Origin of the sequence: Streptomyces sp. NPDC004065, assembly GCF_044903565.1 — a bacterium.
In the GTDB taxonomy this organism is placed as follows: domain Bacteria; phylum Actinomycetota; class Actinomycetes; order Streptomycetales; family Streptomycetaceae; genus Streptomyces.
The window spans coordinates 64,235-77,942 of record NZ_JBJDQT010000010.1; the positions used below are offsets into that span (position 1 = coordinate 64,235).

Below are 13,708 nucleotides of genomic sequence, written 5' to 3' on the forward strand. Positions count from 1 at the left end.
CCAGTCCCATGGAAACGTCCGTCATCTTCCCCGTCATGCCCAAGGACCCCGCGGACGTGGTTCCGTTCGCGGAACTCGTCGCCGGAGGGCACCTGGCGCGCCTGTGGCAGGGCCAGTCCCTCACGGTCGAACCCCATCAGCTGTTCGCGTATCTCGCGGGCATGGGGTTCCGGCTGCCGGTCGGCACGTCCGTGACCCTGATGCCGCTGCGCCACCCGATGGAGGCGGCGGCACAGGCCCGCTCCCTCGCCCTGCTGACCGGCAGCCGCACCACGCTCGGAGTCGGGCCCGGATCACCCGACTTCGTCGCGAGTCTGCGCGGCGAGCCCTACGAGAGCCCGGCAGCCGCGTGCGCCGACTACCTCCGCCGGCTGCGCGGACATCTCGACGAGCGCGCGGCGGAGGCGCCCGGCGGGCACGGGCCGCCCTCCGGCCCGCTGCCCCGACTCGGCCATCCCGGAGTGGAGATCGGCCTGGGCGTCCTGCGCCCGGCGCTGGCCCGGGTGGCCGGTGAACTGGCCGACGCGGCGATCACCTGGATGACACCGCCCGGCTACCTCGCCCGTGACCTCGTCCCCGCCCTCGAGCGCGGCGCCGCGGCGGGGGGCCGCCCGGCGCCGCGCCTGGTCACCGTCGTCCACGTCGCCGTCGCCCGCAAGGGCCGCGATCCGCGGCAACTCGCCTTCACGGCCGCCCGCGCACACCTCGGCGCGCCGCACTACACCGACATGCTCGGACGCGCGGGACTGCGGGTGCACCCGTCGCAGCCCTATCTCAACGCGCGCGCCCTGGTCGAATCGGGCACCTTCGTCCACGGAACACCGGCCGAAGTGGCGGCCGCGCTGCGGGAGTACGCCCGGGCCGGCGTGGACGAGGTGGTCCTCAACACGGCGGGCACGGGTCTCGTGCACGGCTGGCCCGCCGCCGTCGAGGACCTCGCGGAACTCTCGGCCGAAATACGCCTCGCCCAGCCGGACTTGATCGCGTGATGGCTAGGCTCGCCGTGCGGGGAAGTGACGCGAAAGGAAAGAACGATGAGCGACGAAGTGCGGCGGTGGCTCGAGGAGAACGCACTGCCGTTGCCCGACGCGCACGCCGGGGCGCCGAAACCGGATCACACCGGCCTGGAACCGCTGCGGAAGACCCTGGACGACGTCCAGGTCCTCGGAATGGGCGAGGCGACGCACGGGACCGCCGAATTCTTCCGGCTCAAACACCGATTACTGCGCTTCCTCGTCGAGGAGATGGGCTGCACCGCCCTGGCCATGGAGGCCGGCGCCTCGGCCGCGCGGGCCGTCGACGACCATGTGGTGCACGGCACCGGTGACGCCGCCGACGCGCTCGCCGGCCTCGGCTTCTGGACCTGGCGGACCCGCGAGATGCTCGATGTCGTCGAGTGGCTGCGGGAGCACAACCGGACCGTCCCGCCGGAGCGCGCCGTGCGGTTCGCCGGGATCGACCCACAGCGCTGCGGGCCCTCCCTGACCGCCCTGGACGCCGTACTGCGCGCCTTCGCGCCGGAACGGGCGGGCCTCACCGCCGGCCCGCTCGGCGTCCTGGCCGACGCGAAACCGGGATCCCCCGCGGTGCGGGGGCCGCGACTGCCCGCCGAGGCACGCGCACTCGTGCGCTTCCTCGAGGAGGACCGGGACCGCCTCGCCGCACGCGCCGGAGCCGGGACGGCCGACGACGCACTCCGGCACGCACGGCTGATCGCGGCGGCGGCCGACGTCGTCTCGCGGCCGCTGCACGGCGCGGGCGGGGAACCGGGCGCCCTCGCCGCCCGGGACCGGTACATGGCGCAGGAGGTGATCTCCCTGGCGGAACGGACGCCCGGAAGGGTCGCCGTGTGGGCCCACAACGGCCATGTCGCGACCGGCTGTTACGCCGGAGACGTACCCGCGATGGGCCGGCACCTGCGGAGCCGCTTCGGGGAGCGCTACTACGCCCTCGGCCTGCTCTTCGGCGAGGGCGCCTTCCGCGCCCGCCCGGCCAACTCCGCGACGCGCGCGCCCAAAAAGCACACCGTCGGCGCGGCGGGCCCGCGGTCCGTCGAGGGCGTGCTCGCCTCGGTCACGCCGCAGGACCACATCGTCGACCTGCGCGCCGGCCGGGCCCTGCCCGCCGTCGCCGAGTGGCTGGCGGAGCGCCGGTTCGTACGGTCCTTCGGCGCCGCGGTGCCGCGCGTGACGTACCGCTTCCAGCTGACCCCGACGGTGCCGGCCCAGGAGTACGACGGGCTGGCGTACGTGGCCCGTTCGACGCCTTCGACTCCCCTGCGCTGAACGGCCGGCTCTCGCCGGTCCGCCGGGACAATGGGAAGGACACGCGTGCGCGATCCGTGAGGTGATGACAGATGCGGTTCACCACCCGCCCCACCCTCCAGGGCACCTTCGGGATGGTGTCCTCCACCCACTGGCTCGCCTCCCAGTCCGCGATGGCGGTCCTGGAGGACGGCGGCAACGCCTACGACGCCGCCGTGGCCGGCGCCTTCGTGCTGCACGTCGTCGAACCGCACCTCAACGGGCCCGCCGGGGAGGTGCCGATCCTGCTCGCCCCGGCGGGCGGCGGGGTGCGGGTGCTGTGCGGGCAGGGCGTGGCGCCGGCCGGGGCGAGCGCCGCGCACTACCGGGCACTGGGCCTGGACCTGGTGCCCGGCACCGGGCCGCTGGCCGCCGCCGTCCCGGGCGCCTTCGACGCCTGGATGCTCCTGCTGCGCGACCACGGCACCAAGTCCCTCGCCGACGTCCTGAAGTACGCCATCGGGTACGCCGACCACGGGCACGCGCCCGTCGAGCGCGTCGGCGAGACCGTGCGCGGCGTGCGGACCCTGTTCCAGACCGAGTGGACCTCCTCCGCCGCGGTCTACCTGCCCGGCGGGCGCCCGCCCCGGCCGGGGGAGCTGTTCCGCAACCCCGCCCTCGCCGCCACCTGGCGGAGGCTGCTCGCCGAGACCGCGGGCGCGGCAGGGCGGGAGGCGCGGATCGAGGCGGCCCGCCAGGTGTGGCGCCGCGGCTTCGTCGCCGAGGCGCTGGTCCGTCAGGCCCGGCGGCCCACGAAGGACACCAGCGGGGAGCACCGCACCGGCACCCTGACCGCCGCCGACCTCGCCTCCTGGTCCGCCCACTACGAGGACCCGGTGACGTACGACTGGAACGGCTGGACCCTGTGCAAGCCCGGCCCCTGGAGCCAGGGCCCGGTGTTCCTCCAGCAGCTCGCCCTGCTCCCGCCCGAGCTGCCCCCGTACGGGTCCGCCGACTACGTCCACCTGCTGATCGAGGGCTGCAAGCTCGCCATGGCCGACCGGGAGGCCTGGTACGGGGACGCCGCCGAGGTCCCGCTGGCCGAACTGCTCTCGGCGCCCTACAACGACGTACGACGGCGGCTGGCCGGCCCCCGCGCCAGTCACGAACTGCGGCCCGGCAGCCCCGGCGGCCGCGCCCCCCGGCTGAGCGCGCACGCGCACACCCGCGCCGCCGACCCGGGCGACTTCGACGCCCTGGGCGTCGGCGAGCCGACCGTGGCCGAGCCGACCGTGGCCGACCCCGCCACCTCCCCGGCGCCGGGCGAACCCGAGGTCGCCGCCGACGGCACCACCCGCGGCGACACCTGCCACATCGACGTGGTGGACCGCTGGGGCAACATGATCGCCGCCACGCCCAGCGGAGGCTGGCTCCAGTCCAATCCGGTCGTCCCCGAACTGGGCTTCCCGCTCGGCACCCGGCTCCAGATGGCCTGGCTGGACGAGGGCCTGCCGGGCACGCTGACGCCCGGCCGCCGCCCGCGCACCACGCTCAGCCCGACCCTCGCGCTGCGCGACGGGGAGCCGGTGCTGGCCTTCGGCACGCCCGGCGGGGACCAGCAGGACCAGTGGCAGCTGCACTTCTTCCTCGCGGCCGTGCTGCGCGCCCCCGTCCGCGGCGGCCTCGACCTGCAGGGCGCCGTGGACGCCCCCAACTGGCACAACGACTCCTTCCCCGGCTCCTTCTACCCGCGCGGCATGCGCCCCGGCGCGGTCACCGTCGAGTCCCGCACGCCCCCCGGCGTCGTCGCGGAGCTGCGCCGGCGCGGTCACGACGTGACGGTCGGCGACGCCTGGTCCGAGGGCCGCCTGTGCGCGGTCGCCCGGGACCCGCGCACCGGTGTGCTGTCCGCCGCCGCCAACCCGCGCGGCATGCAGGGGTACGCCGTGGGGCGGTGACCGTGACCGGCGCGCGGCCCGTAGGGCGGGTGTTCATCCCGATTCCACCCGGAGCGCACCGGCCGGGCGGGGATTGTCAGTGGGGCGTGGTCTCATGGGAGGCATGATCGAAGAGACGGAGACCATCGAAGGGTTTCTCGCACGTCACTCGGCCGACGTGGAGGAGGCGGTCCGCAAGGCGGCCGCGGCCGAGATCATGCCCCGCTTCCGCCGGCTCGAGGACCACGAGGTCGCGCACAAGTCCGGGCCGCACGACCTGGTGACGGACGCCGACCGTCTGGCGGAGCGGTACCTCACCGACGCGCTCGGCGCGCTGCTGCCCGGCTCCCTCGTCGTCGGCGAGGAGGCGGTGCACGCCGACCCCGCGGTCTACGAGGCCATACGGGGCGACGCCCCCGTCTGGATCGTCGACCCCGTCGACGGCACCCGGCAGTTCGTGCACGGCGACCCCGGCTTCTGCACCCTGGTCGCCCTCGCCCGGCGCGGACAGGTGCTGGCCTCCTGGACGTACGCACCGGCACGCGACCAACTCGCCACGGCGGTACGGGGCCGGGGCGCCCACCTCGACGGCACGCCCCTGCGCTGCGGAGCCCCGGATCCGGGCAGCCCGCTGCGTGTCGCCACCTCCCACCCGGACTTCACGACGGACGACCAGAAGCGCGCCCTGCTCGGCCTGTGGGCCGACGGTGTCGCCCCGCGCCCCTGCGGCTCCGCGGGCCTGGAGTATCTCGCCGTCGCCCGGGGCGAGTCGGACGCCGTGGTCTTCTCGTGGGAAGCGGCCTGGGACCACGCCGCGGGCCTGCTGCTGGTGGAGGAGGCCGGCGGCGCGCACCTGACCTCGGCGGGCCTGCCGTTCCGCGTCACCGGTTCCAACGCCCTGCCGTTCACCGCGGCCCGGGACGAGGCGACGGCGCGGCACCTGCTGGGGCTGCTGTCCGGCGCGTCCTGAGCCGCGCGGACGGAACCGGCCCCGCGGGCGGGGACGGAAACCGGGCCCGCGGACGAGGGCGCGGAACCGGGCCCCCGGCGAGGGTGCGGAACCGGGCCCGCCGCCCGGGTCGGATGCCGTATGCGCGGGCGGGGACGGACCCCTGTACCCGGGCCCGGACGCCCTGGACCCCTGGGTGCCGGGGCGGCGGCATATCCTGACCCCGAGTGGCCATCGGCTGACGAAGGGGTCCGAAGGTGCCGTCGATGCTCGATGCCGTCGTGGTGGGTGCGGGACCGAACGGCCTGACCGCCGCCGTGGAGCTCGCCCGCCGCGGCTTCGCCGTGGCCGTGTTCGAAGCGTGCGACACCGTCGGCGGCGGCGCCCGCACCGAGGAGCTCACCCTGCCCGGCTTCCGGCACGACCCGTGCTCGGCCGCGCACCCCCTCGCCGTCAACTCGCCCGCCTTCCGCGCCCTGCCCCTGGAGCGCTACGGCCTGCAGTGGCTGCACGCCGAACTGCCCATGGCCCATCCCTTCCCGGACGGCACCGCCGCGGTGCTGGCCCGCTCCGTCGCACGGACCGCCGCCTCCATGGGCCCGCGCGACGCGGGCGCCTACCGCAGACTGGTCGCCCCCTTCCTGACCCGGTGGGACACCCTGGTCAAGGACTTCATGTCGCTTCCGCTGACCGCGCTCCCGCGCGACCCGGTGACCCTCGCCCGCTTCGGCCTGGCCGGCCTGCCCCCGTCGACCTGGCTGATGCGCCGCTTCCACGACGAACGGGCCAGAACGCTCTTCGCCGGCCTCGTCGCGCACGTCATGGCCCCGCTCAACGGCTTCGCCACCGGCGCCGTCGGACTCGTCTTCGCGCTGGCCGCGCACGCCCGCGGCTGGCCGGTGGCCCGCGGCGGCTCCCAGGCGATCTCCGACGCCCTGGCCGCGTACCTCAAGGACCTCGGCGGCGTCCTGCACACCGACTACGAGGTCAAGCGCCTCGACGACCTGCCGCCCGCGCGGGCGTACGTCTTCGACACCTCGCCCACCGCGCTGGCCCGCATCGCCGGCCTCGGCCGCTACTACGACGGGTACCGCTACGGCCCCGGCGTCTTCAAGATCGACTACGCGCTGGACGGCCCGGTGCCCTGGACCGCCGAGGCGGCCCGCGTCGCCGGCACCGTGCAGATCGGCGCGGACAGCGCCGAGATCGGCGCCGCGCTGCGCGCCGCGTCCCGCGAGGGCCGCGCACCCGACCGCCCGTTCCTCATCACGGTCCAGCCCGGCGTGGCCGACCCCACCCGGGCCCCGGACGGCAAGCAGGTCTTCTGGGCGTACGGGCATGTGCCCAGCGGCTGGACGGGCGACCTCACCGACGCCGTGGAACGCCAACTGGAGCGCTTCGCACCGGGCTTCCGCGACCGCGTCCTCGCCCGCGCCACCGCCGGCCCGCCCGAACTGGCCGCCCGCAACCCCAACTACGTCGGCGGCGACATCGGCTCCGGCGCGGCGAGCGGACTGCAGCTCCTGCTGCGTCCCAAACTGTCCCTGTTCCCCTACACCACCCCGCACCCCGCCGTGTTCATCTGCTCCTCCGCCACCCCGCCCGGCCCCGGAGTGCACGGCATGTCGGGGCACAACGCCGCCAAGGCGGTCTGGAGGAGGCTGCGCCACAGATGACCACCGCTCCCGCCATCACCCTCGTCCAGGGCGACATCACCCAGCAGAGCGCCGACGCCATCGTCAACGCCGCGAACTCCTCCCTGCTCGGCGGCGGAGGCGTCGACGGCGCCATCCACCGCCGGGGCGGGCCGGAGATCCTCGAGGAGTGCCGCGCCCTGCGCGCCTCGCGGTACGGCAGGGGCCTGCCCACGGGGCAGGCGGTCGCCACGAGCGCGGGCCGGCTCCAGGCCCGCTGGGTGATCCACACCGTCGGCCCGGTGCACAGCCTTCAGGAGGACCGCTCCCACCTGCTGGCCTCCTGCTACCACGAGTCACTGCGCGTGGCCGAGGAGCTCGGCGCCCTCACGGTGGCCTTCCCTGCGATCTCCACGGGCGTCTACCGCTGGCCCATGGACGACGCGGCCCGTATCGCCGTGGCCGCCGTCCGGTCGTCGCGGGCCGCCGTCGAGGAGGTCCGCTTCGTCCTCTTCGACGACCGGGCCCACGCCGCCTTCGCGGCCCAGCTGCACTGACCGCCCGGACCCGGGCGGGAGGGCACCACCTGCCCTCCCGCAGCCGGGCGATCCGCACCGCCCCAGCCCAGGCGACGTCACTGTCGGATTCCCGCCAGCCATCGCCCGCCCGGTGCCCGATGCTGGACCCATGCGAAACGGGATGCACACCGACCGGGAGCGCTGTGTGCGCGCGGTCCAGTCCAAGGACGCACGGTTCGACGGCTGGTTCTTCACCGCCGTCCTGACCACCCGCATCTACTGCCGGCCGAGCTGCCCCGCGGTGCCGCCCAAGCCGGAGAACATGACCTTCCACCCGAGCGCCGCCGCCTGCCAGCAGGCCGGGTTCCGGGCCTGCAAGCGCTGCCGCCCCGACGCCAGCCCCGGCTCGCCCCAGTGGAACCACCGCGCCGACCTCGTGGCCCGCGCGATGCGGCTGATCTCCGACGGCGTCGTGGACCGGGAGGGCGTGCCCAGCCTCGCCGCCCGCCTCGGCTACAGCACCCGCCAGATCGAGCGCCAGCTCCTCGCCGAACTCGGCGCCGGCCCGCTCGCGCTCGCCCGGGCCCAGCGCGCCCAGACGGCCCGGCTGCTGATCGAGACGACCGCCCTGCCGATGTCGCGGATCGCCTTCGCGGCGGGCTTCTCCTCCATCCGCACCTTCAACGACACCGTCCGCGAGGTGTTCGCACTGGCCCCCGGCGACCTGCGCGCCCGCGTCCCGCGGAGCACCGGCGGGCGCCCGGCCGGGCCCGCGGCGTCCCCACCCGGCGCACTCACCCTGCGCCTGCCGTTCCGCACCCCGCTCAACCCGGACAACCTCTTCGGCCATCTCGCGGCGACTGCCGTACCCGGCGTCGAGGAGTGGCGCGACGGCGCCTTCCGGCGGACCCTGCGCCTGCCCTACGGCCATGGCATCGCCGCCCTGACCCCGCGGCCCGACCACATCGGCTGCCGCCTCACCCTCAGCGACCTGCGCGACCTGCCCGTCGCCATCAGCCGCTGCCGGCGCATGCTCGACCTGGACGCCGACCCCGTCGCCGTGGACGAGCAGTTGCGCACGGACCCGGCCCTGGCCCCCCTGGTCGACAAGGCCCCGGGCCGCCGCGTGCCGCGCACCGTCGACGAGGCCGAGTTCGCCGTGCGCGCCGTGCTCGGCCAGCAGGTGTCCACCGCCGCCGCCCGCACCCACGCCGCCCGCCTGGTCACCGCCCACGGCGAACCCGTCGGCGACCCCGAGGGGGGCCTCACCCACCTCTTCCCGGAGCCCGCGGCGCTGGCCGCCCTCGACCCCGAGTCACTGGCGATGCCCCGCACCCGGCGCACCACCCTCACCACCCTGGTGCGCCGCCTCGCCGACGGAGAACTCCGTCTGGGCGCGGACAGCGACTGGCAGCACACCCGCGCCCAGCTCCTGGACCTGCCCGGCTTCGGCCCCTGGACCGCCGACGTCGTCGCCATGCGCGCCCTGGGCGACCCCGACGCCTTCCTCCCCACCGACCTCGGCATCCGCCGCGCCGCACGCGCGCTCGGCCTGCCCTCCACCCCGGCCGCCCTCACCGCCCGCGCGTCCGCCTGGCGGCCGTGGCGGGCGTACGCCGTGCAGTACCTGTGGGCGACCGACAGCCACCCCATCAACTTCCTGCCCGTCTGAGGTTCCCCGATGAAGCAGCACACCGTCACCGACAGCCCCTACGGCCCCCTGACCCTCGTCGCCGAGGACGGCGTCCTGTGCGGCCTGTACATGGCCGGTCAGCGCCACCGCCCGCCCGAGGAGTCCTTCGGCGACCGCGACGACACCCCCTTCGCCGCGGCGAAGGAGCAGCTGAGCGCCTACTTCGCGGGCGAGTTGCGGACCTTCACCATCCCGCTGCGGCTGCGCGGCACCCCGTTCCAGCTGAAGGTCTGGGAACAACTGCGCGCCATCCCGTACGGCGAGACCCGCTCCTACGGCCAACTCGCCCACGCCCTGGGCAACCCCGGCGCCTCCCGGGCCGTCGGCCTCGCCAACGGCCGCAACCCCATCGGCGTCATCGTCCCCTGCCACCGCGTCGTCGGCGCGACAGGCAGCCTCACCGGCTACGGCGGCGGCCTGCCCCGCAAACGCCGCCTGCTGGACTTCGAACGCGGAACAGGCCTGTTCTGAGCCCCGCCCGGCGAGTCCCCGGTCACCCGCCCGCAAAGCTGCCCGTCCGCCGGCGGCCCATCGAGGCCGTCAACCCATGGTGCTCAGCCGGTGCAGCAGGGCGGGCAGGGCCGTGCTGATGGGGGTGCGGATGACCTCGGCGGCGAGGTCGTCGTACGGCGTGGGTTCGGCGTTGACGATGATGAGGCGGGCGCCGTGGTCGGCGGCGACGCCCGCGAGGCCGGCGGCGGGCTGGACCTGGAGGCTGGTGCCGACGGCGATGAACACGGTGCAGGCCTTGGTGACGGCGACCGCGTTGCCGAGCACCTCCGGATCCAGGCGCTGGCCGAACATCACGGTGGCCGACTTGAGGATGCCGCCGCACGTCCGGCAGGGCGGGTCGTCCTCGCCGGCCTCGACCCGGGCCAGGGCGTCCTCCATCGGCCCGCGCGCACCGCAGCCCGTGCACACGACGGCGCGCGCCGTGCCGTGCAGTTCGAGGACCTTGCGGGCGGGGACCCCGGCGAGCTGGTGCAGGCCGTCCACGTTCTGTGTGATCACCCGGACCGGGACGCCGGACCGCTCCAGCTCGGCGACGGCCCGGTGCGCGGCGTTGGGCTCGGGCGCGAGCCTGTCGGTGTCCCGGCGCATCCGCCAGGAGCGGCGCCGGATGTCCGGGTCGCTCATGTAGTACTCGTACGTCACGAGCTTCTCGGCCTCGGGGTCCTTCCGCCACAGCCCGTTGGGCCCGCGGTAGTCGGGGATCCCGGAATCGGTGGAGATCCCGGCGCCGCTCAGGATGGCTACAAGGGGCCTGCTCATGCGCCGAGCCTAGGGCTGCCGCCCGGGCCGCTGCGAACGGATATCGCGTCCTGGGGACGTCGGGGCGCGCTGCTGCGGGCCCGGGGCCGGGGTCGTCGGGGCGGCGCACGCGGGGGCGGGGCCCGTTTCCCGGGGGAGCAGCGCCGCCGCGGCCAGGCCCGCGAGCCCGATGGCCGCCAGCGTGATCATCGCCGCCGCGTAGGCGCTCGTGGTGAGCCCGGAGACCAGGATGGTGCCGGCGATGGCCGTGCCGAAGGAGGACCCGAGGTTCGACACACTGCGGGACAGGCCGGAGATCTCGCCCTGCTGCTCCTCGGGGAAGCTGGACTGCACGACGTTGACCGACGGGGTCAGCATGACGCCCAGCCCGAGCCCGATCAGCAGCAGTCCCGGCACGAACGCCCAGGCGGTCGTGAAGGCCGAGACCAGGGCGATGAGCACCGCCACCCCGGCGACGCACGTGACGAAGCCGGTCATCACGAGCAGGCGCTGGGAACACCGTTTCGCCAGCCGTTCCGCGGACAGCGACGCCACCAGCAGTCCCAGCGTGGCGGCGGTGAAGACGACCCCGGTGCGGATGGCGTCGTAGTGGCGCACCACCTGGAGATAGGCCGCCACCGTGAACGAGGAGCCCATGAGCAGCAGCCACTGGATGTTCTGGGTGACGAGCCCGAGATTGGACGTGCGGTCGCGGAACAGGGCGAGCGAGAGCAGCGGTTCCCGGCCCGCGGCCTCCTTGGCGCGTACGGAGCGGAGGAACCACCACAGGACCAGGGCGCCGAGGACCAGCAGGGCGGCCATGAGCCGGACGTCGTTGTCCGCGGCGAGTATCCCGAGGACCACGAGGACGAGACCCACCGCGGACAGGACCGCGCCCGAGGTGTCGAAGGGGCGGTCCGGATCGGCGGGCAGGGGATCGTCGATGCGGCGGCCGAGCAGGATGATCAGCCCGATGACCAGGGCCTGGAACACGAAGGCCGCGCGCCAGCTGATCGCCGTGGTGATCAGGCCCCCGATGAGCGGACCGGCGGCGGCCCCGATGCCGCCGAGCGCCATGATCACCCCGAAGGCGTGGGCGCGGGAGGTCATGTCGCGGTACAGCAGCGTGGTGAGGATGTAGACCGGCGGGATGAGCAGCGCGGTGCCGACGCCCTCGAGGACCGAGTTGCCGAGGATCAGCGTTCCCAGCCCCGGAGCGGCCGCGCTGAGCAGGGCGCCGATCGCGTAGACGACGAGGCCGGCCAGGAAGCAGCGTTTGCGTCCCCAGCGGTCGGTCAGCTTGCCGCCCGGGATCATCAGGGCCGCCATCACCAGCAGGAACACGGTGATCGCCACCTGCACGCCCTGCACGGTGGTGTCCAGGTCCCGGCTGATGTCGTTGATCATCACGTTCATGTTGGAGCCGGCGAAGCTGCAGATGAACTGCGCCAGGGCCAGGGCGGCGAGCACCCGCCCCAGTCCCGCCGGTTGCCGGCGCCGGGCCGTGTCAGCCACCGCCGCCGCCCTCTCCCGGGCCCTCGCCTGGTGTGGTGAGGCCGTGGGTCGCGGGGCGCCGGTGACCGTGAACGCCGGTACGGGGCCCGCCGCGCGCCCTGCCCAGTTCCTCGTCCAGCGCCATGGCGGCGGAGACCAGGGCGAGGTGGGTGAACGCCTGGGGGAAGTTGCCGAGCTGTTCGCCCGAGGGGCCGATCTCCTCGGCGAACAGCCCGACGTGGTTGGCGTAGGTGAGCATCTTGTCGAAGGCGTGCCGGGCCTGGTTGAGCCTGCCGCTGCGGGCGAGCGCCTCGACGTAGAAGAAGCTGCACAGGTTGAAGGTTCCCTCCGAGCCGCGCAGACCGTCGGGGGACGCGGCGGGGTCGTACCGGTAGACGAGGCTGTCGCTGACCAGTTCCTCGTCCATCGCGTCGAGGGTGCTGAGCCAGTCGGGGTCCCGTGGGGAGAGGAAGCCGACCTTCGGCATCAGCAGCAGCGAGGCGTCCAGGACCTCGGTGTCGTAGTGCTGCACGAAGGCCTTCCGCTTCTCGTGCCAGCCCCGCTCGACGATCTGCCGGAAGACCGCGTCGCGCGCCTCGGTCCAGCGCCCGATGTCGCCCGGGCGCGAGAAGCGGTGGGCCGCGTGGATGCCGCGGTCGAAGGCCACCCAGGTCATCAGGCGGCTGTAGGTGAAGTTCTGCCGGCCGCCGCGCGTCTCCCAGATGCCCTCGTCGGGCTGGTCCCAGTGGCCGGCGAGCCAGTCGAGCACACCGCTGAGCGCCTGCCAGCCGCGGACCGCGCCGATGTCGCCGCCCACGATCAGGGCGTCCGAGGCCTCGCCGTAGATGTCGAGCTGGAGCTGGCCGGCCGCGGCGTTGCCCGCCCGCACCGGGCGGGAGCCCCGGTAGCCCTCCAGATGGCCGAGGACCTCCTCGGTCAGCCGGGGATCGCCGTCGACGCGGTACATGATCTGCAGCGGGTCGCCCGAGGTGGTGCCGCCGGTCTCGATACGGTCGCGCAGCCAGTGGCGGAAGAGGTGTGCCTCCTCGTGGAAGCCCAGATCGATCAGGACCCGGACGGACAGCGCCGCGTCCCGGATCCACGTGTAGCGGTAGTCCCAGTTGCGCTCGCCGCCTATCTGCTCGGGCAGCCCCATGGTGGCGGCGGCGATGGGCGCACCGGTCGGCCGGTAGGTGAGGAGTTTGAGCGTGATCGCCGAGCGGTTGACGATGTCCTGCCAGCGTCCGTGGTAGGCGCAGGAGTCCAGCCAGGACAGCCAGAAGGCGCGGCACGCCTCGAAGTCCTCGCCGACCGTCTCCAGGGAGGGAGCGCGGGGGCCGGGGTCGCCGGCCGGGGTGCTGGTCACCTCCACCGCGGTCGCCTGGCCGGCCGACAGGGTGAAGCGGGCGGTGATGTCGTCGCCGTCCGTCCCCAGCGGGAAACCCGGGGCGGACCGCACGTGCAGGTCCGTGCCCGGGCCGTGGAAGACCGCGGAGTGCTCGTCGGTCCGGGTCAGGGTGTGCGGGGCCCGGCCGTAGTCGAAGCGCGGCCGGCAGTCGAAGGCGAAGGGCAGACTGCCCCGGACCACCCTGGCTACCCGCACCAGCCGGTGCCGCTCCTGCGGCAGGGCCGAGTCGGCGGGCAGCATGAAGTCGGCCACCTCGCCCACTCCGCCCGGGCTCATGAACCGGGTGACCAGGATGGCGGTGTCGGACAGGTACAGCTGACGGACCGACATGCCATTGCCCTCGGGCAGTTCCACGGCCAGCCGGCAGTGCCCTCCCCGGGCGTCGTCCAGCAGGGAGGCGAAGACGCTCGGCGAGTCGAAGCGGGGCGTGCACCACCAGTCGATGGTTCCGTCCGAGGACACCAGCGCGGCGGTCTGCAGATCGCCGATCATCCCGTGCTCGGCGATGGGGGGATAGGAATGCATGATCGTCTCCCCGGGGCCGCCGCACCCGCGCACACCCGTCCGGTACGGGCCGGCGG

The 13,708-nt window shown here is 74.5% G+C and carries 11 protein-coding genes; 8 read left to right on the forward strand and 3 right to left on the reverse strand.

Features of this window, described 5'->3' with window-relative positions:
* Positions 1-8: 8 nt before the first annotated feature.
* The 8 genes from ACI2LW_RS13725 to ACI2LW_RS13760 all read left to right on the forward strand — a co-directional run bounded on the left by ACI2LW_RS13725 (position 9) and on the right by ACI2LW_RS13760 (position 9,445).
* On the forward strand, positions 9-989 hold the full coding sequence (locus ACI2LW_RS13725) for an LLM class flavin-dependent oxidoreductase (protein ID WP_404731369.1): 981 nt from the start codon (positions 9-11) through the stop codon (positions 987-989).
* A 45-nt stretch (positions 990-1,034) separates the two neighbouring features.
* Entirely contained in the window at positions 1,035-2,285 is a 1,251-nt protein-coding gene (locus ACI2LW_RS13730; protein WP_404731370.1) for an erythromycin esterase family protein, read from the forward strand.
* A 71-nt stretch (positions 2,286-2,356) separates the two neighbouring features.
* Positions 2,357-4,201, forward strand: a complete 1,845-nt coding sequence (locus ACI2LW_RS13735) for a gamma-glutamyltransferase family protein (RefSeq protein WP_404731371.1) — start codon at positions 2,357-2,359, stop codon at positions 4,199-4,201.
* 103 nt (positions 4,202-4,304) lie between these two features.
* Entirely contained in the window at positions 4,305-5,150 is an 846-nt protein-coding gene (locus tag ACI2LW_RS13740; protein WP_404731372.1) for an inositol monophosphatase family protein, read from the forward strand.
* A 245-nt stretch (positions 5,151-5,395) separates the two neighbouring features.
* The gene (locus ACI2LW_RS13745) at positions 5,396-6,805 is read left to right on the forward strand and encodes a phytoene desaturase family protein (RefSeq protein ID WP_404731373.1); all 1,410 of its coding nucleotides are present in this window, start codon (positions 5,396-5,398) and stop codon (positions 6,803-6,805) included.
* Positions 6,802-7,320 carry an O-acetyl-ADP-ribose deacetylase gene (locus ACI2LW_RS13750; RefSeq protein ID WP_404731374.1) on the forward strand — a complete coding sequence of 173 codons (519 nt, stop codon included), beginning with the start codon at positions 6,802-6,804 and terminating at the stop codon, positions 7,318-7,320. The genes ACI2LW_RS13745 and ACI2LW_RS13750 overlap by 4 nt, the downstream gene beginning before the upstream one ends.
* A 130-nt stretch (positions 7,321-7,450) precedes the next feature.
* Positions 7,451-8,953: an AlkA N-terminal domain-containing protein gene (locus tag ACI2LW_RS13755; RefSeq protein WP_404731375.1), complete on the forward strand. Its 1,503-nt coding sequence runs from the start codon at positions 7,451-7,453 to the stop codon at positions 8,951-8,953.
* Positions 8,954-8,962: 9 nt separating this feature from the next.
* Positions 8,963-9,445, forward strand: a complete 483-nt coding sequence (locus ACI2LW_RS13760) for a methylated-DNA--[protein]-cysteine S-methyltransferase (protein WP_404731376.1) — start codon at positions 8,963-8,965, stop codon at positions 9,443-9,445.
* Between the two features lie 69 nt (positions 9,446-9,514).
* Here ACI2LW_RS13760 and ACI2LW_RS13765 read toward each other — a convergent pair whose 3' ends face one another.
* The 3 genes from ACI2LW_RS13765 to ACI2LW_RS13775 are packed head-to-tail and all read right to left on the reverse strand — an operon-like array spanning position 9,515 to position 13,652.
* Positions 9,515-10,246: an SIR2 family NAD-dependent protein deacylase gene (locus ACI2LW_RS13765; RefSeq protein WP_404731377.1), complete on the reverse strand. Its 732-nt coding sequence runs from the start codon at positions 10,244-10,246 to the stop codon at positions 9,515-9,517.
* A 9-nt stretch (positions 10,247-10,255) separates the two neighbouring features.
* Entirely contained in the window at positions 10,256-11,740 is a 1,485-nt protein-coding gene (locus tag ACI2LW_RS13770) for an MFS transporter (protein ID WP_404731378.1), read from the reverse strand.
* Positions 11,733-13,652 carry a glycoside hydrolase family 15 protein gene (locus tag ACI2LW_RS13775; RefSeq protein ID WP_404731379.1) on the reverse strand — a complete coding sequence of 640 codons (1,920 nt, stop codon included), beginning with the start codon at positions 13,650-13,652 and terminating at the stop codon, positions 11,733-11,735. The genes ACI2LW_RS13770 and ACI2LW_RS13775 overlap by 8 nt, the downstream gene beginning before the upstream one ends.
* Positions 13,653-13,708: the final 56 nt, after the last annotated feature.